22 protein-coding genes, 3 tRNA genes and 5 pseudogenes are annotated in these 26,416 nt (G+C 72.3%); 14 read left to right on the top strand and 16 right to left on the bottom strand.

Annotated elements, in window-relative coordinates:
- The 4 genes from LUW75_RS12450 (at position 1) to LUW75_RS12465 (ending at position 2,866) form a co-directional block, all read left to right on the top strand.
- On the top strand, positions 1 to 651 hold the full coding sequence (locus tag LUW75_RS12450) for a DUF3566 domain-containing protein (RefSeq protein WP_462933725.1): 651 nt from the start codon (positions 1 to 3) through the stop codon (positions 649 to 651).
- A gap of 58 nt (positions 652 to 709) precedes the next feature.
- Positions 710 to 783: transfer RNA gene (locus LUW75_RS12455), tRNA-Ile, on the top strand.
- Between the two features lie 185 nt (positions 784 to 968).
- Positions 969 to 1,097 carry a DLW-39 family protein gene (locus tag LUW75_RS12460; protein ID WP_010467770.1) on the top strand — a complete coding sequence of 43 codons (129 nt, stop codon included), beginning with the start codon at positions 969 to 971 and terminating at the stop codon, positions 1,095 to 1,097.
- A 446-nt stretch (positions 1,098 to 1,543) separates the two neighbouring features.
- Complete coding sequence (locus tag LUW75_RS12465) at positions 1,544 to 2,866, top strand: hypothetical protein (RefSeq protein ID WP_462933792.1); 1,323 nt, start codon at positions 1,544 to 1,546, stop codon at positions 2,864 to 2,866.
- 22 nt (positions 2,867 to 2,888) lie between these two features.
- Here the strand turns inward: LUW75_RS12465 and LUW75_RS12470 are convergent.
- Positions 2,889 to 4,153: pseudogene (locus LUW75_RS12470) on the bottom strand (serine/threonine-protein kinase).
- Between the two features lie 80 nt (positions 4,154 to 4,233).
- Complete coding sequence (locus LUW75_RS12475; protein ID WP_250335672.1) at positions 4,234 to 4,782, bottom strand: helix-turn-helix domain-containing protein; 549 nt, start codon at positions 4,780 to 4,782, stop codon at positions 4,234 to 4,236.
- Between the two features lie 149 nt (positions 4,783 to 4,931).
- Here LUW75_RS12475 and LUW75_RS12480 point away from each other — a divergent pair.
- Positions 4,932 to 5,004: transfer RNA gene (locus LUW75_RS12480), tRNA-Ala, on the top strand.
- Between the two features lie 413 nt (positions 5,005 to 5,417).
- On the top strand, positions 5,418 to 5,834 hold the full coding sequence (locus tag LUW75_RS12485; protein ID WP_250335673.1) for a DUF6344 domain-containing protein: 417 nt from the start codon (positions 5,418 to 5,420) through the stop codon (positions 5,832 to 5,834).
- A 28-nt stretch (positions 5,835 to 5,862) separates the two neighbouring features.
- Here LUW75_RS12485 and LUW75_RS12490 read toward each other — a convergent pair whose 3' ends face one another.
- Positions 5,863 to 6,546, bottom strand: coding sequence for a DUF5324 family protein (locus LUW75_RS12490; protein WP_250335674.1), 684 nt, complete (start codon positions 6,544 to 6,546; stop codon positions 5,863 to 5,865).
- 193 nt (positions 6,547 to 6,739) lie between these two features.
- On the opposite strand from LUW75_RS12490, the gene LUW75_RS12495 reads away from it, so the two are divergent.
- Positions 6,740 to 7,267 carry a peptidylprolyl isomerase gene (locus LUW75_RS12495; protein ID WP_250335675.1) on the top strand — a complete coding sequence of 176 codons (528 nt, stop codon included), beginning with the start codon at positions 6,740 to 6,742 and terminating at the stop codon, positions 7,265 to 7,267.
- 102 nt (positions 7,268 to 7,369) lie between these two features.
- Positions 7,370 to 8,248, top strand: coding sequence for a rhomboid family intramembrane serine protease (locus LUW75_RS12500; RefSeq protein ID WP_250335676.1), 879 nt, complete (start codon positions 7,370 to 7,372; stop codon positions 8,246 to 8,248).
- A 262-nt stretch (positions 8,249 to 8,510) separates the two neighbouring features.
- On the opposite strand, the gene crgA is transcribed toward LUW75_RS12500, so the two are convergent.
- Positions 8,511 to 8,768: a cell division protein CrgA gene (gene crgA / locus LUW75_RS12505; RefSeq protein ID WP_250335677.1), complete on the bottom strand. Its 258-nt coding sequence runs from the start codon at positions 8,766 to 8,768 to the stop codon at positions 8,511 to 8,513.
- A gap of 144 nt (positions 8,769 to 8,912) precedes the next feature.
- On the opposite strand from crgA, the gene LUW75_RS12510 reads away from it, so the two are divergent.
- The 5 genes from LUW75_RS12510 (at position 8,913) to LUW75_RS12530 (ending at position 12,642) form a co-directional block, all read left to right on the top strand.
- Positions 8,913 to 9,680, top strand: a complete 768-nt coding sequence (locus LUW75_RS12510; RefSeq protein ID WP_250335678.1) for a DUF881 domain-containing protein — start codon at positions 8,913 to 8,915, stop codon at positions 9,678 to 9,680.
- 91 nt (positions 9,681 to 9,771) lie between these two features.
- Positions 9,772 to 9,933, top strand: coding sequence for a hypothetical protein (locus LUW75_RS12515; RefSeq protein WP_250335679.1), 162 nt, complete (start codon positions 9,772 to 9,774; stop codon positions 9,931 to 9,933).
- The gene (locus tag LUW75_RS12520; protein WP_250335680.1) at positions 9,930 to 10,568 is read left to right on the top strand and encodes an aminodeoxychorismate/anthranilate synthase component II; all 639 of its coding nucleotides are present in this window, start codon (positions 9,930 to 9,932) and stop codon (positions 10,566 to 10,568) included. Before LUW75_RS12515 ends, LUW75_RS12520 begins: the two co-directional genes overlap by 4 nt.
- On the top strand, positions 10,565 to 11,941 hold the full coding sequence (locus LUW75_RS12525; protein ID WP_250335681.1) for a class E sortase: 1,377 nt from the start codon (positions 10,565 to 10,567) through the stop codon (positions 11,939 to 11,941). Before LUW75_RS12520 ends, LUW75_RS12525 begins: the two co-directional genes overlap by 4 nt.
- Before the next feature lie 23 nt (positions 11,942 to 11,964).
- Positions 11,965 to 12,642, top strand: coding sequence for a class E sortase (locus LUW75_RS12530; RefSeq protein WP_250335682.1), 678 nt, complete (start codon positions 11,965 to 11,967; stop codon positions 12,640 to 12,642).
- Between the two features lie 368 nt (positions 12,643 to 13,010).
- Here LUW75_RS12530 and pknB read toward each other — a convergent pair whose 3' ends face one another.
- The 6 genes and pseudogenes from pknB to LUW75_RS12560 all read right to left on the bottom strand — a co-directional run bounded on the left by pknB (position 13,011) and on the right by LUW75_RS12560 (position 21,066).
- Positions 13,011 to 15,062, bottom strand: coding sequence for a Stk1 family PASTA domain-containing Ser/Thr kinase (gene pknB, locus LUW75_RS12535; RefSeq protein ID WP_250335683.1), 2,052 nt, complete (start codon positions 15,060 to 15,062; stop codon positions 13,011 to 13,013).
- Between the two features lie 145 nt (positions 15,063 to 15,207).
- Positions 15,208 to 16,674, bottom strand: a complete 1,467-nt coding sequence (locus LUW75_RS12540) for a peptidoglycan D,D-transpeptidase FtsI family protein (protein WP_250335684.1) — start codon at positions 16,672 to 16,674, stop codon at positions 15,208 to 15,210.
- Positions 16,671 to 18,092, bottom strand: a complete 1,422-nt coding sequence (locus LUW75_RS12545) for an FtsW/RodA/SpoVE family cell cycle protein (RefSeq protein ID WP_250335685.1) — start codon at positions 18,090 to 18,092, stop codon at positions 16,671 to 16,673. The genes LUW75_RS12540 and LUW75_RS12545 overlap by 4 nt, the downstream gene beginning before the upstream one ends.
- Before the next feature lie 28 nt (positions 18,093 to 18,120).
- Complete coding sequence (locus LUW75_RS12550; RefSeq protein ID WP_250337642.1) at positions 18,121 to 19,596, bottom strand: Stp1/IreP family PP2C-type Ser/Thr phosphatase; 1,476 nt, start codon at positions 19,594 to 19,596, stop codon at positions 18,121 to 18,123.
- A gap of 126 nt (positions 19,597 to 19,722) precedes the next feature.
- Positions 19,723 to 20,216, bottom strand: a pseudogene (locus tag LUW75_RS12555) (FHA domain-containing protein FhaB/FipA).
- A 10-nt stretch (positions 20,217 to 20,226) separates the two neighbouring features.
- Positions 20,227 to 21,066, bottom strand: a complete 840-nt coding sequence (locus LUW75_RS12560) for an FhaA domain-containing protein (RefSeq protein WP_250335686.1) — start codon at positions 21,064 to 21,066, stop codon at positions 20,227 to 20,229.
- A gap of 469 nt (positions 21,067 to 21,535) precedes the next feature.
- On the opposite strand from LUW75_RS12560, the gene LUW75_RS12565 reads away from it, so the two are divergent.
- Positions 21,536 to 21,619, top strand: a tRNA-Leu gene (locus LUW75_RS12565).
- Positions 21,620 to 21,802: 183 nt separating this feature from the next.
- Here the strand turns inward: LUW75_RS12565 and LUW75_RS12570 are convergent.
- The 6 genes and pseudogenes from LUW75_RS12570 to LUW75_RS12590 form a co-directional block, all read right to left on the bottom strand.
- A complete protein-coding gene (locus LUW75_RS12570; RefSeq protein WP_250335687.1) occupies positions 21,803 to 22,102 on the bottom strand; it encodes a hypothetical protein in 300 nt (99 codons plus the stop codon).
- A 156-nt stretch (positions 22,103 to 22,258) separates the two neighbouring features.
- Positions 22,259 to 23,481: pseudogene (locus LUW75_RS12575) on the bottom strand (IS3 family transposase).
- A 105-nt stretch (positions 23,482 to 23,586) separates the two neighbouring features.
- Entirely contained in the window at positions 23,587 to 24,378 is a 792-nt protein-coding gene (locus LUW75_RS12580; protein ID WP_250335688.1) for a thioesterase II family protein, read from the bottom strand.
- 72 nt (positions 24,379 to 24,450) lie between these two features.
- Positions 24,451 to 24,855, bottom strand: a complete 405-nt coding sequence (locus LUW75_RS12585) for a phosphopantetheine-binding protein (RefSeq protein ID WP_349816415.1) — start codon at positions 24,853 to 24,855, stop codon at positions 24,451 to 24,453.
- A pseudogene (locus LUW75_RS24650) lies at positions 24,856 to 25,041 on the bottom strand (condensation domain-containing protein); the annotation flags it as partial.
- Between the two features lie 44 nt (positions 25,042 to 25,085).
- Positions 25,086 to 25,826 (bottom strand): annotated as a pseudogene (locus LUW75_RS12590) (phosphopantetheine-binding protein); the annotation flags it as partial.
- Positions 25,827 to 26,416: the final 590 nt, after the last annotated feature.

Raw genomic sequence — 26,416 nt, forward strand, 5'->3', positions numbered from 1 at the left:
GTGAGCGGAGCCACGGGCGCCGGTTCGGCCGCTTCGAGGAAGAACGGTGCCCGTGGCCCTGCCACGGACTCCCAGGGGGTTGCGGTGACCGACCCGCGCGGGCCGCAGGCCCCGTACGAGACGTACGACGAGGGCCCGCTGCCCGGTGAGCGGCCCTCCGCCGGCCGGCCGGCCCAGCCGTACCGCCCACCGCAGGCGTACGCGGCCCAGGACGTCCGCGGGGACGACCGGACCGGGGAGCGGGTGCGCCGGCCCCGTACGGGCGCCAGGACGACGCCCCGGACGCGCAAGGCGCGGCTGCGGGTGGCCAAGGCCGACCCGTGGTCGGTGATGAAGGTCAGCTTCCTGCTCTCCATCGCCCTGGGCATCTGCACGATCGTCGCGGCGGCCGTGCTGTGGATGGTCATGGACGCGATGGGCGTCTTCTCGACGGTCGGCGCGACGATCAGCGACGCGACCGGGTCCACCGAGAGCAACGGGTTCGACCTGCAGGCGTTCCTGTCGCTGCCGCGCGTCCTCCTCTTCACATCGGTGATCGCCGTGATCGACGTCGTACTGGCCACGGCACTGGCCACGCTGGGCGCCTTCGTCTACAACCTGGCGGCCGGCTTCGTGGGCGGAGTGGAGCTGACGCTCGCCGAGGACGAATAGCGATTTTGGCTGGAGCCGCCCTGTGCGCTAATCTTCAGAGGTCAGCGCGCAGCGCGGAGGGGCTATAGCTCAGTTGGTTAGAGCGCATCCCTGATAAGGATGAGGCCACAGGTTCAAATCCTGTTAGCCCCACAGAAACGTAGGCCCCGGTCGGGAGACCGGGGCCTACGGCTTTTCCAGGCCCGTACGGTCGTGCGAATGGGACGCCGGGGCGGTGTCGTACTGCCGTGCGCAGCTAGGTCACCGATTGGTATCGATCGGTGTGTATAGTCGGGCGCCATAAGGACTCCCACGTCAACGAAAGACGAGGTCGCGCGGTGAAGAAGCTTCTCCTGGTCGCACTGGCCGCCATCGGCGGGCTCCTCGTGTACCGCCAGATCCAGGCGGATCGCGCCGAGCAGGACCTGTGGACGGAGGCGACCGACTCCGTGCCCGCGGGTTCGTGAGCGCTCCACACGCATGAGGGGCCCCGGCTGCTGGGAAGCGGCCGGGGCCCTTCTCGTCGTGGGGCCCCCTCCGCCGCGGGTCCTTCCCGTCGCGGAGACCGAACGGATCCGCCGCGGGTTCGCCCGAGCGAACCCCCGCCCGTCTAAGCGGAGGGCGGGGCCGTCCCCGGTCCGGAACACCGACCGGGGCGTCGGCCGGAGCGCAGGGCCGTACGCGCGGCCGCGGACCGGCGGGGCGATCGGCGGCCCCGGGCGCCGGCGGTGGACGCCGGGCAGGATGGTGCGGGCAGGGAGACGAGGAGGGGAAGCGCGTGGACGTGCGAGGACGGGCCGGCGGCGCGGCCGGGGCCGACGGGGCGGGAACCGCCGCGGGACGCGTGGCGGCGACCGGCCGCGCGAGGGGGGTCCGCTGCGGGACGGGGGTCCGGACCGCGCGCGCCGGCGCGGTGGCGGCGCTGGCCGGGGCGGTGGTCCTCGCCTCGGGGCCACCCGCACCGGCGGCCCCCGCGGCCGGTGCGCCCGCCCCGTACGCCTTCGCCGGGGACGCCCGGACGGTCCGGGGCTCCTCGACCACGAGCGACGCCCCCCGCCTGACCGCCGGCCCGGTCTACCGGGACGACCTCCCCCGGGACGGCAGGCTGGTCTACCGCGTCGACCTGGACGCCGCCGACCACGCGTACGTCTCCGCCGTCGCCGTACCGCCCCCGGGCGCCCGGCCCTCGTACCGGGACGGGCTGAAGGTCTCCCTCCAGAACCGGGACGGTTCCGACTGCGGCAGCGGAACCGCGCGGTTCGGCTCCGCGGGGTTCGCCCGGCCGATCGCCGCGTACGCCGACCGCACGCTCACCCCGGGCCGGTCGCTGTGCCGGGAGGCCGGCTCGTACTACGTCGTCGTCGAGCGCGAGGGCGGGGAGTCGTCGACGGGGGAGCCCTGGGGATTGGAACTCCGGCACTTCCTGGAGCCGGGGCTGGGGAAGGCCGGCCCGACCGCGGCCCCCGGCGACTGGCCCAGCGCCTCGCCGGAACCACCCGCGGGCGGGCCCCGCGAGCGGGCCGGCGGCGCCGGTTTCTCCGACGCGCCCGGCCTCACCGAGGGCGAGTGGACCGACCGCATCGAACCCGGCCAGAGCCGCTTCTACCGCGTCCCCGTCGACTGGGGCCAGCAGCTGTTCGTCAGCGCCGACCTCGGCAGCTCGTCCGGTGGCGGCTTCGTGGCCGGTGCGCTGCCCGTGTCGCTGTACAACCCGGCGCTGGGCCCGGTCGTCGGCGAGGACTCCCTGGCGTACGACGGCAGACAGAAGTCGGTGGCCCTCGACCCGCTGCCGCCGGTGGCGTACGAGAACCGCTTCAGCTCCGACCCCAGGGTCGGCGGCCTGCGCTTCGCGGGCTGGTACTACCTGCGCGTGAGCCTCAACCCGGGGGTGGGGGAGGAGTTCGGCGACGGGCCGTACGGGCTGACCCTGCGCGTCAACGTCGAGGGCGGGGCCGCGGCACCGCCGCCGTACGCCGGTCCGGCCGGGGTCTTCGAGGTCACCGGGGAAGACCGGAGGGCCGCGGCCGCCGGGGAGAGCGGCGCGCGTGCGGGGGACGCCGGCACGATGAGGCTCGTCGCGGCGGCGGGCATCGGCACCGGGACGGCACTGCTGCTCGGTCTCGGCCTGTGGACCGCGCTGGCGCGGCGCCGTCCGGGTGCGACGGCCGGTCCGGGACCGGCGGCCCCGGCGGCGGGCGGCCCCGCACCGCCGTCGCCGGGCGGGCCGGTGCGGTGAGGGACGCCGCGGGACGGGTGGCTCAGATCCGGGTGAGCGCCCAGAAGCCGACGGCGTAGCAGACCAGGGCCAGCAGGACGACCGGAACCGCCACCGCGCGCGGAGGACCCGGCCGGCGCGGGACCGTCACGGGGGCGGGCGCCGTGACGGTAGGGGGAGGGGGCGCGTGCCCGTTCGGCGCGGGCGCGCCCGGGTACGGTGCCGGTGCCGGATACGGATACGGGTACGGCGCCGGGGGGTGCGGGGAGTGGGGGTCGGGCGGCGGGGGAGCCGCGACGGGCCGGGGCGGGGCGGGGCGCGGGAGTGGCGGGGCCAGGTGGAAGCCGCCCGTCCCGGACGGCGACGGCAGCCCCCGCGTCGCGGCGGCCGGCCGCCCCGGTACGGGAGGGGGTGCGGGCACCGGGGTGGGCACGGGGCCGTCCGGGCCGTACCCGGGCGGCAGCGGGCCGAGCTGGTCGAGGACCTCCACCGGCTCCTCCCCGTCCACCGGGCCGGGCAGCAGCTCCACCGCGGACGAGAGCGCCTTGCGGGCGCCGTTCGCGGTGCGGAACCGGGCCTCGGGGTCGGGCTGGAGCAGTCCCGCCAGGACCTGCCACAGCGGTTCCGGGATGCCCTGGGGCGCACCCGGGGTGCCGTGCGTCTGGAAGTGCGCCACGAGCGCCCGGGAATCCGGCTTCCGGCCCTGGAGCAGGTACAGGGCGACCAGGCCGACCGCGAACAGATCGGCGGGGAAGTCCGGTTCGGCGCCCATGAGCTGCTCGGGCGCGAAGTAGCCGGGGGTGCCGACCACGTAGTCGGTCTCGGTCAGGCGCGGCTCGCCCTTGCGCATCGAGATCCCGAAGTCGGACAGCCGCAGGTGCGGCCGCCCCGTGCCGGTGGCCTCCAGCAGGATGTTCGCCGGTTTGATGTCGCGGTGCACCACCCCTCGGAGTGCACCGCGGCCAGGCCGGACAGCAACTGGTCGAGCAGGGTGCAGACGAACCGCGCCGGCAGCGGACCGTAGTCCCCGACCATGTGCGCCAGGGAGCCGCCGCCGACGAGGTCCATGGTGAACAGGACCTTGTCGTCGTCGGCGGCCCAGCTCGCCGGGGCGAGGACGTGCGGGTGGTCTATGCGCAGGGCCTGCTCGCGCACGAAGCGCAGCAGTGTGTGGGCGTCGCTCTGCTGGAGCACCTTCGCCGCGACGTACCGGCGGCGGCGCTGGTCCCAGGCACGCCAGACGGCTCCCACGCCGCCCCGCCCGATCGGGTCGACCAGCTCGTACCGCCCCGCGAAGACCTCGCCCATCGCGCCGTGTCGCTCCCCGTTCCGTGGCCGCCCGTCACCGCGGCGCGCCGTACCGCCGTCCGCCCCCGCCGCGTCCTTCGTCAGCTCTGGTGCGACTCGTAGTGCGCGACCGCGTCCGCGGTGCGGCCGGCGCCGTACACCCGGAGGAACTCTGCCAGTTCGGGATGGGTGGGGGCGAGCGAGTCGGCGGCGTCGATGATGTCGCCGGCCGCCGCGACCGAGCGCAGCAGCGACTGGATCTCCCGGACGACGCGGCGCACCGTGGGCGCGCCCGAGCCGACGGCGGTCTGGCCGGAGGCAGTCAGCACCGAACCGCCCTGCGACTTCCTGATCTCCTCCATCCGGTCCGTCGCCTCGACGGCGCTCACACTGCCGTCGGCGACCTGGCCGGCGAGCTGCTGCAGGGCCTGGACGCGCTGGACGACGGCCGGGTTGCCGATCTTCGCACGCTGACCGCTCATCAGCTGTGACAGCATGGGGGCGGAGAGTCCCAGTATGGCGGCGAGCCGGGCCTGGTTGAGGCCGAGGTCGTCGATCAGCCGACGGAAGAGCGCCCCCAGCGGTTCGCCGTACCAGCTGCGCTGGAGCTCTCTGGCTCTGGCGGTCGCTTCCTGCTGTGCAGCATCCATTGCGTCTCCCCATCGCTCCGGTTCGCTGCTGCGAACCTTGCGGAGCATCTTACGGAGAGGGGTTGCCCACGGGGAGCCCCAATCTTTTTGCGGGACACCCCCGGTCACCCGGTACTCTGGTCTGCGACCGCCGCCTCCCGGTGGTCTCCGGGGCCTTAGCTCAGTTGGTAGAGCGCTGTCTTTGCATGGCAGATGTCAGGGGTTCGACTCCCCTAGGCTCCACTCCCTTGCACCCCTCTGACCTGTGAGAACACGGTCAGGGGGGTGTTCTTGTCCCGATGTCCCGATGTCCCGATGTCCCGCGTCGTCCGCGTCGACGGGTCGTCCGCGTCGACGGGTCGGGGCGGTGCAGTTGACGCGATCCCCGGAGGTCCGCGTTCCGGACTTCCGCGGGCCCCGCGCTCCCCTCCCGCCCGTCCCGGCGGATGGCGGACCCTGCCGCGCGCGGGAGGCGGGGCCGGTCGGAGCCCGCCGACCCTTCGGGAGGGGGACGGCCGCACAGGCCCGTACGGGTGGTGTTCATCGGAAGATCTGCGAACGGGCGGCGTCGCTCCGCTCGATCCCGAGATGCGCGCACATCATGAGGAAGGTATGTAGATCGCCCAATCCTCAACGCGACGGGAAAGCGAGGGGCCATGGCCGCCGACAGGGTCACGCACTTCTGGACCGCAATCGTCTCCTTCCTCCGTGGGCTCCTCGCCCTCGCGGGGCTCACCCCGCCCGTCGCGCACCGGTGCGGCGGCGCCGCCGCACCCGCCGCACCCGCCGCCCGTACGTCCCGCACCGCGGCCGCGGCCCTGCCGGTGCAGCGACCCGCCGCAGCGCCCGGGGCCGGCGCCGGCCGGGGGGTCGGGTACGGGGTCGGCGGGGGCCGGACACCGCGCGGGTGGGCGCTGCCGCCGACGATCAAGCAGCGCATCCGCGCCGAGGCGCACGGCGCCTCACCCGCCGTGCGCCGTCTGCCCGCCGCCGACGTCCCCGCGCCGGTGTGCCCGGCCGACGCCGGACACACCGCCGCGGCCGCCCTCGTGGGGGCGGCCGCCGCGCACTAGCCGCGGGGCCGGCGGGTGCCGGGCGGCGTCAGCGGAGCCCGTCGCCGTTCTCCGGCTCCTCCGCGTCGAAAGCCTCGGACGCCTCGACCGTCTCCGCCCTCGCGGAGGCCGGCTCGCTGCCGTCGACCGACGTGAGCGCGGCCCCCTCGGAGACCTCCGTGGGCGGTTCGGCCAGCCAGTCCGGGTCGGCCTGCCCCTCCCACCACTTCCACACCGCCGCGGCGCCGCCGAGGACCAGGCCGAGGACGGCCACCCCCTTCATCGCCCGCCGGTTGCGGACGCGGCGCTCGTGCCGGCGGACCAGTTTCCTGACCTCCTTCGCCGTCACCTGGCCGCGCAGCGCGGCGAGGGCGGCGGTCGAACGGGACACGGCCTCCTCGCGTGCGGGCCCCGCGGCGGCCATCACCTGCTCCAGGCGGGGGGCGGTGTAGGAGGCGGCCTGACGCGCGGCCCTCCGGGTCCGGTGCGCCGCTCGGTGAGCGGCCGCGTCGAGCTTCGGCGGTACGTGCGGCGCGACGTACACGCCGTAGTGGACGCGCGCCTGCCGGGCGGCTTCGGAGACCTTCGGCGCCATCCTGACGCGCGCCTCGCGCGCGTACAGCGCCGCCTGCTCCCTGGCCGCGCCGGCGTAGGGCGCCACCACGTCCGCGGCGTGCAGCACGCTCTCCTTGGCCGAATCGGTGGCGGCGCGCACGCTGTCCATGCGGGTCACGGGATCCTCCTCCTCGGTGGCGGTTCGATACCTCACCTTTCCGCCGTTTTGGAAATCATGCCCCTCCGGTTCGGCGTCGGCATGCGGTGCGGGCATCCGGGGCATCCCCGCGTGACCCTCCCGGCTTTTGTTCCCCGCCGCGGCTTCCGTGCGAGGATCGGACGTGTAAGAGGAGACCTAAGGAAGGCACATCGTGGCCGAGCAGCTTTACGCCACCCTGAAGACGAACCACGGCGACATCGAGGTCCGGCTCTTCCCGGACCACGCACCGGTCACGGTCCGGAACTTCGTCGAGCTCGCCAGGGGTGAGCGCGAGTGGACGAACCCGGAGACGGGTCAGAAGACCACCGCCCCCCTGTACGACGGCACGGTCTTCCACCGCGTCATCAGCGGCTTCATGATCCAGGGCGGCGACCCGCTGGGCAACGGCACGGGCGGCCCGGGGTACGAGTTCAAGGACGAGTGCCACCCGGACCTGGCCTTCACCAAGCCGTACCTGCTGGCCATGGCCAACGCCGGCCCGGGGACCAACGGCTCGCAGTTCTTCATCACCGTCTCGCCGACCGCCTGGCTGACCGGCAAGCACACGATCTTCGGCGAGGTCACCGACGAGGCGAGCAAGAAGGTCGTCGACGCCATCGCCGGCACGCGGACGAACCCGCGCACGGACCGCCCGGTGCACGACGTGGTCATCGAGACCGTCGTGGTCGGGGCACGCTGACGCCCGGGTCATCCGCGGTCGCCCCGGTTCCCCCGGGGAACCTTTCCGCCCCGCTCGTCCGTAGGGACGGGCGGGGCGTCGGCACGAGTACGAGGGGATCCCATGGAGCACGACCGGGCGGCGAGCGGGCTGCCGAGCTGTTACCGCCACCCCGGGGTGGAGACCGGCATCCGCTGCACACGCTGCGAACGGCCGATCTGCCCGGACTGCATGGTCGAGGCCTCGGTCGGGTTCCAGTGCCCCGGGTGCGTGCGGAGCGGATCGGGCACGGGCCACCGGCCGGACGCCGCCCGGCCGCGGAACATCGCGGGCGGCGCCGTCACCGACGGCGACCAGCAGCTGGTCACCAAGGTCCTGATCGGGACCAACCTGCTGGTGTTCCTGGGCGGCCTGCTCCTCTCGGGCCTCGTCGACGAGCTGATGCTGATCGGGCTCGCCTTCGACCCGGAGCTGCTCCGGGTGGTGGGGGTGGCCGACGGGGAGTGGTACCGGTTCCTGACGGCGGTGTTCCTGCACCAGGAGGTGTGGCACATCGGCTTCAACATGCTCGGCCTGTGGGTGCTGGGCGGCCCCCTGGAGGCGGCCCTCGGCCGGGTCCGCTACCTCGCGCTGTACCTGCTCTCCGGACTCGCGGGCAGCGCGCTCACCTATGTGCTGGCGGCGCCGAACCAACCGTCCCTGGGCGCGTCGGGGGCGGTCTTCGGCCTGATGGGGGCGACATTCGTGCTGCTCCGCCGGCTCAGGTACGATCCGCGGTCGGTGCTGGGCCTGATCGCGCTGAACGTGCTGATCACGGTCGTCTTCCGGGACACCATCGCCTGGCAGGCCCACCTCGGCGGCCTGGTCGCCGGTGCGGTCGTCGCGTACGGCATGGTGCACGGCCCGCGCGGAAGGCGCCTGCTGCTGCAGTGGGGGGCGTGCGGACTGGTGCTGGCCGCGACGGTGGCGGCGGCCGTCATGAGGACGGCCGCGCTCGGCTGAGCCCAGGCTTTCCCCAGAGTTGTCCACAGTCGGTGACGATGCTGCTGCAAGATGTCGGGAACACCTGCACCCCTCGCCGCTGACCTGGATGTTTCCGGGGCGGCGAGGGGTTCGGACGGCGGGTTCCGGAGGCGGGTGCAGCCATCCGGACACCAGGGCCACCAGAGTTATCCACAGATCATCTGAACTTTTCCACGGCTGTGCACAACGCTGTGGATAACCCGTATGGGTGATTGACGGTGCGGTGATCCGCGCCGACCCGTCACTTCCACTGGGTGGAGACGGCGAAGCCGGCGGCGATGAAGCCGAAACCGACCGCGACGTTCCAGCTCCTCAGCGACTCCATGGGGAGCGTGCCGTCGGTGACGAAGAAGACCACGATCCAGGCCAGCCCGATCGCGAACAGCGCCAGCATGACCGGAGCGACCCAGCTGCGGCTGGTCAGTTTGATGGCGGTCGCCTGCTTCGCGGCGGGGGGCGGCGTGAAGTCGGCCTTCTTGCGGATACGTGACTTCGGCACGAGGAACTCTCCTGTCGATGCGCTGCGTGACCGCGCGGAAACGGTGACTCTTGCTGGTAGGGGCCGGGAGCGAGGTGGTCCGTCCCCCTGCCCGGGCGTCCGTTAGCGTAGTGCTTCCGCGACGCCTGAGGAGATAAGGGTACGTTGAGCAATTCCGCCGACTCTCCCCCGGAGCCGGCCCGGCGCGACGGGTGGCAGCCGGTGAGACTGCTGACGGCCGCCGTCTTCGCGCTCGCGGGCCTGATCTTCGTCACCAGCTTCAACACCGCCAAGGGCACCAACATCCGCACGGACGACTCCCTGCTGAGGCTCTCCGACCTCGTCCGGGAGCGCAGCGACAAGAACGCCGGGCTGGAGGAGTCCACGGCGGCCGTACGCGACCAGGTCGACGGGCTGGCCCGCCGCGACGACGGATCCAGCGACGCCGAGGACGCACGGCTCGGCGTCCTGGAGAAGGCCGCGGGGACCACGGACGTCTCCGGCGACGGCCTCACGGTCACGCTCAACGACGCCCCGCCGGACGCCCGGGCGGCCCCCGGCTACCCCGAGCCGCACGCCAACGACCTGGTCATCCACCAGCAGGACCTCCAGGCCGTCGTCAACGCCCTCTGGCAGGGCGGCGCCCGGGGCATCCAGGTCATGGACCAGCGCCTGATCTCCACCAGCGCCGTGCGCTGCGTCGGCAACACCCTGATCCTCCAGGGCCGCGTCTACTCCCCGCCCTACAAGGTCACGGCCGTCGGCGACACCGGCAGGCTGCGCAAGGCCCTCGTCTCCTCCCCCGCGATCCAGAACTACCAGCTCTACGTGAAGGCGTACGGGCTGGGCTGGAAGGTCGAGGAGCGCGGGACGACGACCCTGCCCGGCTACTCGGGCACGGTGGACCTGCGGTACGCGCGACCGGCCCCTTAGCACGGAACGTCCGTGTTTTCCCCAGGGGCCCCGCCGGCGGGGGATCGCCCCTTACTCTGGTGCGGTACCGAAGGAAGGGACGGCGGACGCCATGTACGGCTGGATCTGGAGGCATCTCCCGGGCAACGCGTGGGTGCGGGGGCTGATCTCGCTCCTGCTCGCCCTCGGTGTCGTCTTCCTGCTCTTCCAGTACGTGTTCCCCTGGGCGGAGCCTCTGCTTCCGTTCAACGATGTGACGGTGGACGGTCAGTGAGCGCGCGCATCCTCGTCGTCGACAACTACGACAGCTTCGTCTTCAACCTCGTCCAGTACCTGTACCAGCTCGGCGCCGAGTGCGAGGTCGTCCGCAACGACGAGGTCGAGCCGCGGCGTGCGCAGGACGGCTTCGACGGCGTCCTGCTCTCGCCCGGCCCCGGCACGCCCGAGGAGGCCGGGGTCTGCGTGGACATGGTCCGGCACTGCGCCGCGACGGGCGTCCCCGTCTTCGGCGTCTGCCTCGGCATGCAGTCGATGGCCGTGGCGTACGGCGGAGTCGTCGACCGCGCACCCGAGCTGCTGCACGGCAAGACGTCCCCGGTGGTCCACGGGGGGCGGGGCGTGTTCGCCGGTGTGCCGTCGCCGTTCACCGCGACCCGGTACCACTCGCTGGCCGCCGAACCGGCCGCGTTGCCGGACGTCCTGGAGGTCACGGCGCACACCGAGGACGGGATCGTCATGGGGCTCCGGCACCGTGAGCACGCCGTGGAGGGCGTGCAGTTCCACCCCGAGTCGGTGCTGACCGAGCACGGCCACCTCATGCTCGCCAACTGGCTGGAGCGGTGCGGCGACACCGGTGCGGTCGGCCGCTCCGTGGGCCTCGCGCCGGTGGTGGGCAAGGCCGTCGCGTGACCTCCGCGCGCCCGGGGCCCGACGCGGCCGGGAGCGGCTCGGAGGGCTCGCCCTGGTTCCGGGCCGCCGGTCGGCCCCAGCAGGAGGAGCCGGTGCCGGAAGCCGTGCCGGAGCCCAGGGAATGGCGGCAGCCGCACCGGACGCCCGCCGGGCCGCCCGGTGCGCCGGGGGCGCCCGACGCGTACGAGGTCCCGTACGAGGCGTACGGGGCGCCCGCGGCCCAGGGCGCCCCGCAGGCCCCGTACGCCGTGCCGCCGCAGTACTACGCCGCGCCCCGGCCGCCGTCCGGCGACGTGCCGCCGGGCGGGAGGCCCCGGTCGCACGAGGCCCCGCAGCCCCAGCCGTGGCCGCAGGAGGGGTACGACCGTCCCGACCCGTACCCGCAGCCCCACGCCCCGTACGGGGCGGACCTGCCGGCCGACGTCGGCACGACGGCGGTGCTTCCCGTCGTCGACCCGGCCGCCGGTCCCGACCCGGCTCTCACCGGGACCGGCGCCCCCGGCGCCGCACCGGCGGCCGACCACGCGCCGCGAGGCGCCGGGGAGCCGCGGACCGGGGGACGGGCCGAACGGCGCCGTGCCGCGAAGGGCCGCGGTGGCCGCCGCCGCGCCTCCGGACCCCCGCCCCCGCCGGTCTCCCCGACCGGTGCGCCGCTGTCCCGGGTCGAGGCGCGTCGCGCCGCCCGCGCGGCGAAGGACGGCTTCGGCGTGGTCGTCAGCCGCGTCATGGGGGAGATCTTCATCACCTTCGGCGCGATCATGCTGCTCTTCGTCGCCTACCAGCTGTGGTGGACGAACGTCCAGGCGGGCCTGGAGGTCGACAGGGCGAAGGACCGGATCGCGGAGGACTGGGCGAAGGGCGGCTCCGCGAGGAAGCCGGGCGCCTTCGAGGCCGGCGAGGGCTTCGCGCTGCTCCACATCCCCAAGCTGGACGTCGTCGTACCCGTCGCCGAGGGCATCGACAAGGAGAAGGTCCTCGACAGGGGCATGGCCGGCCACTACGCCGAGGGCGCCCTGAAGACCGCCATGCCGTCCGACGAGGAGGGCAACTTCGCGGTCGCCGGACACCGCAACACCCACGGCGAGCCCTTCCGGTACATCAACCGGCTGCGCCCCGGGGACCCCATCGTCGTGGAGACCCGCGAGGCGTACTACGTCTACGCGATGGCCAGCATCCTTCCGCAGACCTCGCCCTCGAACGTCGCGGTGCTCAAACCGGTCCCCGACGGCTCGGGGTTCACCGGACCGGGCCGGTACATCACGCTGACCACGTGCACCCCGGAGTTCACCAGTACCTACCGCATGATCGTGTGGGGCAAGATGGTCGAAGAACGGCCGCGCAGCAAGGGCGTACCGGACGCGCTCGCGGGCTGACACCTCAAGACGGGACAGATGTTGTGGCACGTGCGCGCAGCCGGATCGCCGGCGTCATCAGTGTCTTCGGCGAACTGCTGATCACCGCAGGCGTGCTGATGGGGCTGTTCGTCGTCTACTCGCTGTGGTGGACGAACGTACTGGCCGACCGCGAGGCGGACAAGCAGGGCGACGCGGTGCGCGACAGCTGGACCGACACGAGCCCCGGAGCCCTCGACACGAGGGGCGGGGTCGGCTTCCTCCACGTCCCGGCGATGGGCGGCGACGAGGTCCTGGTGAAGGAGGGCACCAGCCCGGACGTCCTCAACCACGGCGTGGCCGGGTACTACACCGATCCGATCAAGTCGGCGCTCCCGAAGGACAGGACCGGCAACTTCGCGCTCGCCGCGCACCGCGACGGGCACGGCGCCAAGTTCCACAACATCCACAAGCTGAAGGCCGGCGACCCGATCGTCTTCGAGACCAGGGACACCTGGTACGTCTACAAGGTCTACGGGATCCTGCCGAAGACCTCCCGTTTCAACGTGGACGTGCTCCAGCCCGTCCCGAAGGAGTCGGGCAGGGCCAGGCCGGGCCGGTACATCACGCTCACCACCTGCACGCCGATCCTGACCTCGGACTTCCGGTACGTCGTCTGGGGCGAACTGGTCCGCACGGAGAAGGTCGACCACGAACGGACCAAGCCGGCCGAGCTGCGCTGAGCCCGCCGCGGCGGCGCGGAGCCCGGGGCGGCCCGACGGCGACCCGTGCCCGCGGTGCGGCGGGGGCCTGCATAGAGGTACGGCGGGGGCGGGAGAGCGCCCCGTACGCGGCGCGTCAGCGGGCCGTACGAAGGGCGCCGCGAAGGACCCGCACGGGCTCGGCGGAGGGCCGGGCGCGGGGCGGCCCGGCGAAGGACCTGCACGGGAGCGCGGCGGCGGGCCGTACGGGAGCGTGCGGTGAAGGACCCGCGCGAGGTACGGGCGGGGTACGGCGGGCGGGACCGGCGCGAGCGCGGGTGCGGCGACGGCCCGGCACCCGCTGCTCGGGTTGCCGGGCCGTCGCCGTGTCCGTCCGTCGTGCTCCGCCCCTACGGCTCGGGGCGGTAGGCCGCGCCGGTCACGCCGCCGAACCAGCCGGAGTCGTCGTCGCCCTCGCCGTCGCCGCCACCCGGGTTGCCGCCGTTGCCGCCGTTTCCGCCGTTGCCGTTCCCGCCCAGGCTCTGGGTCTTCACGGTGACCGGCGTACCCTGGTCGACCTTCTTGCCCGGCTTCGGGTTCTGGTCGACGACGAACACCATGTCGTTGTCGGGGCCCTCGCCGACGACCAGCTGGAGACCCCGCTGCGCGAGCACCTGCTTCGCCTGGCCCAGGAGGAGGCCGGTGACCTGGGGCACGTCGACCTGCTGCTGCTGCGGCCCCTTCGACACCTTCAGGGTGATCGACGAGCCCTCGGAGACCCGCTCGTCCGGCTTCGGGTTCTGGTCGACCACCTGGCCCGCCGGCTTGTCGGAGTCCACGTCCTCCCTCACCACCTGGAACTTCAGTGTCTCCAGTTGCGCCTTCGCGTTGTCGAACTGGCTGTCGACGACCCTCGGTACGGACACCTTCCCCTTCACGGCGATGGTGATCGTGACCTCGGTGCCCTTCTCCTGCTCCGTGCCGCCCTCGGGGTCCTGCTTGATGACGGTGCCCTCGGGCTTCTCCGACTCCTCCGTCACGACCTTGACCTTGAACTCCTCGTTCTCGAGGTTGGTCGTGGCCAGGTCCCTGGACTGCTCCAGGACGTTGGGCACCTTGACCTTCTCCGCGCCCTCCGACACCCAGACCTCGATGGGGGTGTTCTCCCGCATCTGCGCGGTGCCGTCCGCGACCGGGTTCTGGCGGCAGACCGCCCCCTTGGGCTGGTCGCACCGCTCCCCGCCCATGTTGGTGACCCCGACGCCGACACTCTTGGCCGTCTTCTCGGCGTCCGCGTACGGCTTGCCGACGAGGTTCGGGACGGTCACCTCGCGGGCGCCCTCACCGCCGAAGACCGTCCTGCCGATGAGGATGGCGCCGACGAGCACCAGGACACCCGCGAGGACCAGCAGGACCGTCGAGAGGTTCGACTTCTTCTGCGGCTGGCGACGGCGCCCGGCGCCCCGGTCGTCGTAGCCGTAACCGCCGTCGTCCGGGTTCATCGGCGGCAGCATCGACGTCTGCGCGCCCGCGTCCGCCGGGCGCATGGCCGCCGTCTGCTGTTCCGGGTGCGGATAGCCGTAACCGCCGGGCGTGCCCAGCGCGGCCGTCGCGGCGACCGGCTGGCCGTCCAGGCACGCCTCGATGTCGGCGCGCATCTCGTCGGCCGACTGGTAGCGGTAGTCCGGGTCCTTGACCAGCGCCTTCAGGACGATCGCGTCCATCTCCGGAGTGATCTCCGGGTCGAAGACGCTCGGCGGCTGCGGCTCCTCCCGCACGTGCTGGTAGGCGACCGCGACCGGGGAGTCGCCGATGAACGGCGGACGGACGGTGAGCAGCTCGTACAGCAGACAGCCGGTGGAGTACAGGTCGGAGCGGGCGTCGACGGTCTCGCCCTTCGCCTGCTCCGGGGAGAGGTACTGCGCCGTGCCGATCACGGCGGCCGTCTGCGTCATCGTCATGCCGGCGTCGCCCATCGCACGGGCGATGCCGAAGTCCATGACCTTGACCTGGCCGGTGCGCGTCAGCATGACGTTCGCCGGCTTGATGTCGCGGTGGACGATGCCCGCGCGGTGCGAGTACTCCAGGGCCTGGAGGATGCCGACCGTCATCTCCAGCGTGCGCTCGGGGAGCAGCTTGCGACCGGAGTGGAGCAGCTCGCGCAGGGTGGACCCGTCGACGTACTCCATCACGATGTACGGGATGGACACGCCGTCGACGTAATCCTCGCCGGTGTCGTACACGGCGACGATCGCCGGATGGTTGAGCGAGGCGGCCGACTGGGCCTCACGGCGGAACCGGGCCTGGAAGGACGGGTCGCGGGCCAGGTCGGCCCGGAGCGTCTTCACGGCGACGGTGCGGCCGAGCCGGGTGTCGTGGGCGAGGTAGACCTCGGCCATGCCACCACGGCCGAGCACCGAGCCCAGCTCGTACCGGCCGCCGAGGCGACGCGGCTCATCCATAACTGTTCCAGCCCTCTCCGTCAGTCCCGGCCGCAACCGTGTGTGTGGTCCGGCGGTGTGCTGTCCGCGCAAAGGCTACCGGCCACCGGGAGCCGATCCGTCCGGTACCGGAAGCTGATACGGGACCGGTACACAGGGTCCGCCGTCACCTCCGGCTGTCCAGCACCGCCTTCATCACGTCACGGGCGATGGGTGCGGCCAGGCCGCCGCCGCTGATGTCGTCGCGGGTCGCGTCGGAGTCCTCCACGACCACGGCGACCGCGACCGGGGAGCCGCTGTCCGTCTTCGCGTACGAGATGAACCACGCGTACGGGCGGGCCTTGTTCTTCTCGCCGTGCTGCGCCGTACCGGTCTTGCCGCCGACCGTGACGTCCCGGATGCGGGCCTTTGTGCCGGTGCCCTTCTCGACGACGTTCTCCATCATCTTCTGGACGAGCTGCGCGGTCTCCGCCGACATCGGCCGGCTCATCTCCTCGGGCTCGTTCTTCTCGATCACGTCGAGGTTCGGAGCGACGAGCTGGTCGACCATGTACGGCTTCATCAGCTTGCCGTCGTTGGCGATGGCCGCGGTGACCATGGCCATCTGGAGCGGGGTGGTCGCGGTGTTGAACTGGCCGATGGCCGACAGGGCGTTGCCGCCGCGGTCCATCGTCTTGTCGTAGACCGAGGCGGCGGCGCGGACCGGGGTGTCGATCTCCGGGTTGTTGAAGCCGAACTTCTCCGCCATCTCGACCATCTTGTCGCGGCCGACCTCGTCGCCGAGCTTCGCGAAGACCGAGTTGCACGACACCTGCATCGCGTAGTTCAGCGTGGCGTTCTCGCAGCCGCCCGCGTGATTCTTCATCGGCACCCTGGACAGCGGCAGGAAGTACGGCTCCGGCGTGTCCGTGGGCGCGTCGATGTCCCTGACCTTGCCGTTCTCGATCGCGGCGGCGGCCGTGAGGACCTTGAACGTCGAACCGGGCGGGTAGATCTCGCGGAGCGCCCGGTTCAGCATCGGCTTGTCCTTGTTCCTCTTCTCGTCCAGCGCCGTCCAGGCCTTCTCGTCCTCCCGCGAGTAGCCGGCGAAGGTGCCCGGGTCGTACGACGGGGTGGAGACCAGGGCGAGGATCCTGCCGGTCTGCGGGTCTATCGCCGCGACGGCGCCCTTCTTGTCGCCCAGGCCCTCGAAGGCCGCCTTCTGGGCGGCGGCGTTGAGGGTGGTGACGACGTTGCCGCCCTTCTTCTGCTCGCCCGTGAACATCGAGAGCGTGCGGTCGAAGAAGAGGCGGTCGTCGTTGCCGGTGAGGATCGAGTCGTTCAGCTTCTCCAACTGGTTCGAGCCGTACGCCTGCGAGGCGTACCCGGTGACCGGAGCCCACATGGGGCCGTTGACGTAGGTCCGCTTGTACCGGTAGAGCGGGTCCTTCGAGTCGACGGAACCGGTGATCGGCTTGTCGCCGACGATGATGTCCCCGCGGACGGAGGCGTACCGCTCGATCGTGACGCGTTTGTTGCGCGGGTGCTTGTTCAGCTCATCACTGCGGGCGAACTGCACCCAATTGTCCCGCAGGAGCAGCGCGAGCACCAACAGGCCGCAGAAGATCGCGATGTGGCGCAGGGGCTTGTTCACGGGCGGACCACCTGGGTCATCTCGGCGTCGGGGTTGGGGGCGGGTGCGGGCGCGGGGCGGCGCGCGGTGTCGCTGATGCGGAGCAGGATCGCGATCAGGGCCCAGTTGGCGATCACCGACGAACCGCCGTACGCGAGGAACGGCATCGTCATGCCGGTCAGCGGGATGAGGCCCATCACGCCACCGGCGACCACGAAGACCTGGAGCGAGAACGCACCGGAGAGGCCGGTTGCGAGGAGCTTGCCGAAGGGGTCCCTGGCGGCGAGCGCCGTACGGATGCCGCGCTCCACGATCAGGCCGTACAGGAGGAGGAACGCCATGACACCCGCCAGACCGAGCTCCTCCCCGACGGTGGCGAAGATGAAGTCCGAGTTGGCGGCGAAACCGATGAGGTCCGAGTTGCCCTGGCCGAGTCCTGCGCCGATCGTGCCGCCGGAACCGAAGGACATCAGCACCTGCGTCATCTGGTCACACGCCTGGGACGTCTCGTAACACGAGAACGGGTCCTGCCACGCCTGCACGCGTGCCTGGACGTGGCCGGCGAAGGACGCCACGGTCACCGCGCCACCGACGGACATCAGCAGACCCATGACGATCCAGCTCGTACGCTCGGTCGCCACGTACAGCAGGATGACGAACATGCCGAAGAACAGCAGCGACGTGCCGAGGTCGTTCTCGAAGACCAGGATGGCCAGGCTGAGCGCCCAGATGGTGAGGATCGGGCCGAGGTCGCGGCCGCGGGGAAGGTAGAGGCCCATGAAACGGCGACTGGCCAGGGCGAGCGCGTCGCGCTTCACCATCAGGTACCCGGAGAAGAAGACCGCCAGGACGATCTTGGCGAACTCACCTGGCTGGATGGAGAACGGGCCGACCCGGATCCAGATCTTGGCGCCGAGGACGTCCGCGCCGAGCCCCGGCACGAGCGGCAGCAGCAGCAGCACGATCGCCACGACCATGGAGATGTACGTGTAGCGCTGGAGCACCCGGTGGTCCTTGAGGAACACCAGCACCAGCAGGAACAGCGCCACGCCGATCGCGGAGTACATCAGCTGCTGCGGGGCGTCGCCGCTGTGGCTGCCGTAGCGGCGCATGGAGTCGGCGATCAGCCGGGGCGACTGGTCGAGGCGCCAGATCAGCACCAGGCCCAGGCCGTTCAGCAGGGTCGCCAGCGGCAGCAGCAGCGGGTCGGAGTACTTGGCGAAGCGGCGCACCAGCAGGTGCGCGATGCCCGCGAGGAGGCCCAGGCCCAGGCCGTAGCCCAGCATGCCGGCGGGGATCTCGCCGTCGAGGGCGAGGCCCACGTTCAGGTAGGCGAAGACCGGGATCGCCACGGCGAAGCCGAGCAGCATCAGCTCGGTGTTGCGGCGGCTCGGCGCGTCGATCGCGCCGATGGTGGTCGTGTTGGTGACAACGCTCATGGTGGTGGAAAGGCCCCCCTACGGGTGCTTACTGCTTGCCGCAGTTCGAGGCCAGCCTCTTCTCGTCCTCCGTGAGGGTGGGGCCCGGGGAGGGGACGGCTGTGGTGGGCGTGGGCTTGGGCTTGCTGGTACCGGCGGAGCCCGTGGTGCCGCCGGCCTGCTCCTCGCTGGGGGGCGCGGCCGCGCGGGCCTGCTCCTGCTTCCGGCAGGCGCTCGCCTGGACGCCCAGCTCTCTGATCTTGGCCTCGGCCTTCGCCAGGCTGTTGCCGGGGATCGTCTCCTCGACCTTCTTCTGCTGGTAGGCGGGGAGGTACTTGAGTTCGATGTCGGGGTGGTCCTTCTCCACCTTCGACAGCGAGATCCACGCCAGGTCCTGGCTGATGCCCCGGTACAGCGCGACGTGGCCGTCGTTGGCACCGATGTAGTACTGGGTCTGCGTCCAGCGGTAGCCGCCGTACGCGCCGCCGCCGATGAGCGCGACCACCAGCAGCGTGAAGAAGATCCGCTTGAACCACCTGCGGCCCGTTCGCGGCTTGCTGAGGTCGGCGTCGCCGTACGCGCCGTAGCCGCCCCCGGGGGGCATGCCGCCGTAACCGATGTCGTCGCCGCTGCCGGGAGGGCCGAAGCCGCCCGCCGGCGGCGGACCGGACCTGCCCAGGCCGGACGCGCGGCCCGCCGGGGTCTGCATGGCGCCGCCGTCGTTGAGCTGCGGCTGGTTCTCGGCGACCGCGCCGACGACCACCGGGCTGTCACTGGGCCGGCCGGAGGCGGTGTCGCCGCCGTCCACGTCCAGGACGTCCGCGACGATCACGGTGATGTTGTCGGGGCCGCCGCCGCGCAGCGCGAGCTGGATGAGCTCCTGGACGGTCTCGTGCGGGTTCTGGTAGCCGGCGAGCGTCTCCTCCATCGTCTGGTGGGAGACGACGCCGGACAGCCCGTCGGAGCAGATCAGGTACCGGTCGCCGGCGCGGACCTCGCGGATGGACAGGTCCGGCTCTACGTGGTCGCCGCTGCCCAGCGCGCGCATCAGGAGGGAGCGCTGCGGATGGGTGGTGGCCTCCTCCTCGGTGATCCTGCCCTCGTCGACGAGGCGCTGGACCCAGGTGTGGTCCTGGGTGATCTGCGTGAGGACACCGTCGCGGAGGAGGTACGCGCGCGAGTCGCCGACGTGGACGAGACCGAGCCGCTGACCGGTCCACAGCAGGGCGGTCAGGGTGGTCCCCATGCCTTCGAGCTGGGGGTCCTCCTCGACCATCACGCGTAGCTGGTCGTTGGCGCGCTGCACCGCGGTGCCGAGGGAGGTCAGGATGTCCGAACCGGGGACGTCGTCGTCGAGCGTGACGAGGGTGGAGATCACTTCGGAGGACGCGACCTCGCCCGCGGCCTGGCCGCCCATGCCGTCGGCGATCGCGAGCAGGCGGGGGCCGGCGTATCCCGAGTCCTCGTTGCCCTCGCGGATCATGCCCTTGTGCGACCCGGCGGCGAAGCGCAGTGACAGGGTCATGCGCACCTCGCCCGTCGGCTCGGGGTACAGCCGGTCTCGAGCCACACTGCCCACCCTCCGGTCGGGAGCCCCCTCCGGTCCCCTGGGACCGACGCGGCTCGCTCGCTCCGCTCGCTCATTGTCGTACTACTTCCGCAGCTCGATGACGGTCTTGCCGATGCGGATCGGCGCGCCCAGCGGAATCGGGGTCGGCGCGGTGAGTCGGGTCCGGTCGAGATAGGTGCCGTTGGTGGACCCGAGATCCTCGACGATCCACTGGCCGTCACGGTCCGGGTAGATCCTGGCATGCCGACTGGAGGCGTAGTCGTCGTCCAGCACGATCGTGGAGTCGTGGGCCCGGCCCAGAGTGATGGTCTGGCCCTGGAGCGCGACCGTCGTACCGGTCAGCGTGCCCTCGGACACGACCAGCTTGGTCGGGGCGCCGCGGCGCTGCCGCTGCTGGGGGGCGCGGCCCCCTGGCGCCCGCCCTGCTGCGGCCGCGCGCCCTCGCGGCGCGAACCGCGCTGCGTGACCCGCGTCCCGAACAGGTCGCTGCGGATGACCTGGACGGCCACGATGACGAACAGCCACAGTACGGCGAGGAAACCCAACCGCATGACCGTGAGGGTCAGCTCTGACATTGCCCCCGCTTCACCCTTCGGCTTGCCGGTAAACGATGGTGGTACTGCCCACGACGATCCGCGAGCCGTCGCGGAGCGTAGCGCGGGTGGTGTGCTGGCCGTCCACCACGATGCCGTTGGTGGATCCGAGATCCTGGATCGTCGAGGGCGTTCCGGTCCGGATCTCGCAGTGGCGGCGGGACACGCCGGGGTCGTCGATCCGCACGTCGGCGTCGGTGCTGCGGCCCAGCACGAGGGTGGGGCGGGAGATCTGGTGGCGCGTGCCGTTGATCTCGATCCAGCGGCGTACCTGTCCGGCACCCGGTGCGTGGCCCGGGAGGCCGGGCGGGCGGTGTGCGCCGCCGACGCCGGGCGGCGGCGCGGCGGGCATCGGCGGGGCGCCGGTGGGCGGGTAGCCGTAGCCGCCACGGCCGCCCCGGCCGTGCGGCGGGCCTGCCGGGGGCGCGCCGTCGGCGGGCTGCGCCGATTGCGAGGAGCTGGCCGCCAGCGTGCGGCTGCGGACGCGGTAGAGGCCGGTGTCGAGGTCGTCGGCCTTCTCCAGGTGGACCTTGATGGGGCCCATGAACGTGTACCGCTGCTGCTTGGCGTAGTCCCTGACCAGGCCGGCGAGCTCGTCGCCGAGCTGCCCCGAGTACGGGCTGAGGCGCTCGTAGTCGGGTGTGCTCAGCTCGACGATGAAGTCGTTGGGGACGACCGTCCGCTCGCGGTTCCAGATCGTCGCGTTGTTGTCGCACTCGCGCTGGAGGGCCCCGGCGATCTCGACCGGCTGGACCTCGGACTTGAAGACCTTGGCGAAGGTGCCGTTGACCAGGCCTTCGAGTCGCTGCTCGAACCGCTTCAGGACTCCCATGGGGCACCTCCTCCGTCGTTGCAGTCCTGGTACTGCTTACCGATCGTATCCACGCGTCGGGAAATCGGCTGGTTCCCCTTCCCTGCCCTGTGGACGAGTGTCACCTCTCACATCTCCCGTACGGATCGTAGAGGTGGTCTGCGCACAGTGTCCCGCACCCGGGACCCGCCCGGGGCGCGCGGGGCGGAGCGTTCCGGTCCGCGCCGATCGAGCACGTCGGGCCCGTCGCCCGGTGGCCGGGTGTCCATGTGTACGTCTCCGTGGCGTGCGTGGTGTGCGTGACGTGAGCGAAGTGCACCGTGGAGGGCGGTGCGCGTGCGCTCCGGTGCCGTCCCTCCCTCTCCTCCTTGTTCGTCCGCCGGTCACCCGAAACAACGGATGTGAATCCACCCCCTGCGACGTGCTAATCTTCAGATGTCGCCAAGCGGTCGCGCCGAAAAGACGGGGCCCGGGGCGACGACACCCAAATGCGCGGGTGGCGGAATAGGCAGACGCGCTGGATTCAGGTTCCAGTGCCCGCAAGGGCGTGGGGGTTCAACTCCCCCCTCGCGCACTGAGGGACACCGACGAAAGTGTCCTTGCAGCACCGACGAAACGGTCGGCATCGTGATCACGATGCCGACCGTTTCGCTTTTCCCTGCTGGTCAGGTGGGGCGTGGTGCGGTTTGCACGCGTGACTGCCCGGAGGCTGGGGAGCCGTCGGGCAGTCGTGTTCCGGGTTTTCGGTTGTTGGCCTTCAGTCGGCTTGCCGGGGCGTGACCCCTCTCACGCAGTCGTCTCGGTGAGGTAGCCCTTGGGTGTCCAGGGGCTTGGTCCTGCGGCGGCGGGTGGGGCGGCGGTGGGGCTGGCCGCCGTGGAGCGCGATGTTGCCGGCCCGGGTGGCGAGCTTGCGTTTGTTGGCGTGGGCGAGCTGGAAGGCCAGGAGGACGGCCTGGGCGGCGATGCCGCGGATGCGGCGGGTGCCGGCGGACTCCAGGCGCTCGTAGAGGGGGTCCTTGCCGAAGCCGTTCCTGTCCTCGACGGCGTTGTCGTTCATGCCCTCGACGGCGTTGCGGAGCCGGGAGTGGACGCGCTGCCATTCCGCGGTGCCGTACTGGAGGGGTCGCCAGAGCTGGGCGCCGGCCTCGGGCGGGAGGGTGACGGTGCGCTGGGTTCAGGCCGGGGGTGAACCGCTCCGGGATCGGCGGGGGCTCTACGTGTTGACTCCAGCCGCCGGTCGGGGCCGGTGCCGAGCGCGGTAGCGGGTTTCGTGTTCGTGGGACGGGACGTCTCCGATCGCGGAGCGGAGGCGCTGGTTGGTGAACCGGTCCACCCATTCCGCGGTGGCGAGTTCGACCTCGGCAAGGCCGTGCCAGGGTCTGCGCGGTTTGATCGACTCCGTTTTGCAAAGGTCGGTCTGGGACTTCATGAGGGTGTTGTCCGGGCGTCGCCGACGGTGCCGATCGAAGCATCGACGCCGGCCTCGAGAAGGCGGGCGGTGAACGTGGAAGACGTCTACCGGCTGCCCGCATCCGAGTGATGCACCGAGCCCTGGCTCAGCGGGAGTTCGGGAACGGTCCCGACGCCACGACGCCATGTCCAGGGCATCGAGTACGAAGCTTGGCCCGCTTGCCGGTGGCCGCGGACCAGCCGGCGGTCGTCCGCGAGTACACGTCCACGACGAAGGCGACGTGGACGATCCCGGACCAGGTGGCCACGTGGACGATCCCGGACCAGGTGGCCACGTAGGTGAAGTCGGCAACCCACCGCTGGTTCGGACGGGACGCGGTGAAGTCGCGCATGAGCGGGTCAGAGGCCCGCTCGTCGTCGCGGATGGCGGTGCGGATCTTCCTCCCGCGCCGGGCGGCCGGGCGCCCTGAAGGCCGGGTTCGCGCATCAGCCGGGCCACCGTGCAGCGGGCTGCCGGTATGCCTTCGCGGTGCAGCCGCCGCCAGACCCTCCGCACCCCGTGGACGCCGGAGCTGTCCGCGTGAACGCGGCTGATCCGCGCCTTCAGCTCCGCGTCGCGAACCGACCGTGAGCCGGGGATCCGGTTTTCGGCGGCGTAGTAGGTGCTCGGTGCGTTCTTCAGCCCGTGACCGGTCAGGCCCCGGCGGATCGGCCCGACTCCGCACACCTGGCGGTGTGCGTCGACGAACGCTGCGAGCGTTTCGACGGCCGGTCGAGCTCGGCCGTGAAGGAGGCCGATGCCGCCCCCGAAATCTCGTTCGTCCGCCGCAGCCCGGCGTTCTCGGCCCGCAGCCGCTTGACCTCCACGGCCTCCTCGGACGTGGCACCGGGCCGTCGGCCGCCGCCGACTTCGGCCTTGCGGCCCCAGGTCCGCACCGTCCCAGCCGCACCGATCCCCAGCTTGGCTGCGACCGCCTTCATCGGGGACTACTCGGTCGGGTGGTTGGGACGGATCTCCGCGACCATGCGCACCGCGCGCTCACGAAGCTCGGGCGGGTAGGGGGACGGACGGGCCACGACTCGCTCCTCTCAGGGAACCGGGCCCCCGTCAGGCCCGGAGTGTTTCGTTCGTCACTGTCCCTTTCGTTCGGGTCGGTCCAACAGGTCGGTCGGGCGCCCCGCGGCCCCTGACGGACGCCCGGCGGTGGCCGTCAGCGCGGCGCGGACCGAGTCCAGGAGCGCGGTCCGCGCGCTGTGCAGGAAGAAGTGGTCGCCGGGCAGGAGACGGCGGGTGAAGCCGCCCGTCGTCTGCTCGTGCCAGGGGTCCACCCGGTCGGCCGGCACCTCCCGGTCCTCCGTTCCGGCGAAGGCCACGACGGGGCACCCGAGTGGTGGCTCGGGCCGGTGAACGTACGTTTCGACGACCGAGAAGTCCGCGCGGATCGTCGGCATGAGCAGGTCGAGCAGCTCCGGTTCGGCGTACACCTCTTCCGGGACGGCGCCCAGTTCGCGCAGCCTGCCCACCACGACGTCGTCCGGCTGGTCGTGGATCTGCCGGTGCCGGCGCCGGAGCTGGGGAGCCGGGGCGCCGGAGACGAAGAGGACGCGCGGCTCGGCGGCGCCGCGCCTCCGCAGCGCCCGGGCCAGTTCGAACGCCAGCAGGGCGCCCATGCTGTGCCCGAAGAGCGCGTAGGGGACGTCGAGTTCGCCGGACAGCGCGGTGGCGAGCTCGTCGACGAGCGGTTCAGCCCGTTCGAAGGCCTTCTCCCTCCAGCGGGTCAGCCGGCCGGGCAGCTCGACCGGGCAGACTTCGACGTCGTCCGGGAAGAGAGAGGGCCACGCGGCGTAGATCGAGGTCCCGCCTCCGCCGTACGGAAGGCAGAAGAGGCGGACGGACGGTGCGGCCGGGCGCCGCGCGGCCACGATCCAGCCGTGGGCACGCGTCGCTCGGGGGGTGGGGTTCGGTTCATGTCGAGGTCTCCGTGACAGATCGGCTCAGCCGGCGAGCAGTGCCCGAGCTTCTTCCCCGGACAGTTTCCCGATCCCAGCGAGGAGATGGTCCTCGATGACGAGAGCGGTGTCCTCCAGCGTCTCGTCGTCGAAGGAGACACGGACCGGCAGCTCGGTGCCGAGCGCCTTGCACAGGTGGACCACGGCACGCATGGCCGTGAGCGAGTCCCCGCCGAGGGCGGAGAAGTCGTCGTGGACACCGACGCGCTCGACCCGGAGCGTGTTCGCCCAAAGCTCGGCGACGGCCTCCTCGACCGGCGTGCACGGCGCCTCGTAGGGCGGGAGGTCTTCGGGAAGGTGCGCGAGTTCGGTGACCTTCAGGCGGTCGGTGACCTGGTCGACGACCTGACGGGGCTCGGTGTGCCCACCGGCGAAGCGAGTACGCGGCACCTCGTGACGGTCGAGCAGCTCCTGAAGGGCGGCACGCGGCGCCGACAGGTCGAGTCGGCCGGTGGTCTCGAGGACGAGGGGCACGTTGTAGGGCGCGCTCCCCGGGGTGAGACGGTCGAGGAACCAGAGTCGCTGCTGAGCGAAGGAGAGCCGGTGCGGCCCGGATCCGAGGCGCGGGACGGGGATGTGCGCGGCGGCCCGGGGAGGCCGGCGGCACGGGCGGCGAACCGCGCCACGGTGGGGACCTCGAACAGGTCGCGGACGCCGATTTCCACACCGGGCCGTCCCGCGGCCCGGGCGACGGCCCGGGTCGCGAGGAGGGAGTGCGCGCCGAGAGCGAGGAAGTCGTCGTGGACGGAGATCTCGGGCGGGCCGGGCAGTTCGGCCCGGACCCGCGCGACGGTCTCCTCGGCGGCGTTGCGCGGGGCGACGTGCTCGGCGGCCTGGGCGCGGTCGCCGTGCGCCGGCTCCGGGAGGGCTCGGCGGTCGACCTTGCCGTTCGGGGTGACCGGCAGCGCGGGGAGGGTCACGTACCGGGACGGGACCATGGCGGCGGGCAGCCGGGCGGCGAGGCCGGCACGCAGTGCGGCCGGGTCGGCGGGGAGACCGTCGTGGGTGGCGACGTGGCCGACGAGACGGCGGCCGTCACCCTCGCCGCGCACGTCGACGACGGCGGCCCGCACGGCCGGGAGGTCGACCAGGGCCCCGGTGATCTCCTCGGGTTCGATCCGCACCCCGCGGATCTCGATCTGGGAGTCGACGCGGCCGGGGTACTCCGGTTCCCCGTTCTTACGCCACCGCACGATGTCACCGGTGCGGTGGCGCCGCTCGCCGTGGCCGAAGGGGCCGGGAACGAAGCGTTCGGCGGTGGGGTCCGGCCGCCCGCCGTGGCCGCGGGCGAGGCACGCGCCGCCGAGGTGGAGTTCTCCGGGCACCCCGATACCGGTCCCTCGCCCCCACGGGTCGGGCACATGGAGGCGGGTGTCGGCATCGGCCGGCCGATCGGCGGACGGGAGCCGTCGGGCGGAACCGCGGACACGGGGTGGACGGCCGCGACGGGGCGGTGCGTGAGCCGCGCCGGGCCCTGCCGTCGACTGTCGTCGCCCGTAACCCGGGCCCGGCCGGGGCGGCGCGGGCGGTGAGGAAGGCGCCGATCACCCGATCCAGAGCGTCGCCGTCGAGCTGGACGAGAAGACGTCGCAGGGTGGGGCCCTGCCCGTTGGACCGCCTCCGGGCCGTCCCCGACGGCGTTGGCCGGTCCCGCTCGCGGTGGGAGGGACGATGCGGTGGGCCGCCGTCCTCACGCACGGAGGTAAGGGCTGGACCGTCGGGTTGCGGCGGCGGGTGTTCCCGGCGGGGGAGGGTCGGGTTCGCCCGGGGTGCTGGTCGCCGGAGTGAGCCCGGATGGCCTGCGGGCGGCCCAGGCCACTGGGGAGGGTGTGGGTGCCGGTGGCGATGCCGTAGGGGCGCGCGGTGGCGGTGGCGGTGGCGGAGTGGGGGTGGTGGGGTGTCGGCGTGCGCGGCGGCGTGGCACGGGTGTGCACGGCGGTCGCGATGCCGG

The organism is Streptomyces sp. MRC013, assembly GCF_023614235.1.
GTDB lineage: Bacteria > Actinomycetota > Actinomycetes > Streptomycetales > Streptomycetaceae > Streptomyces.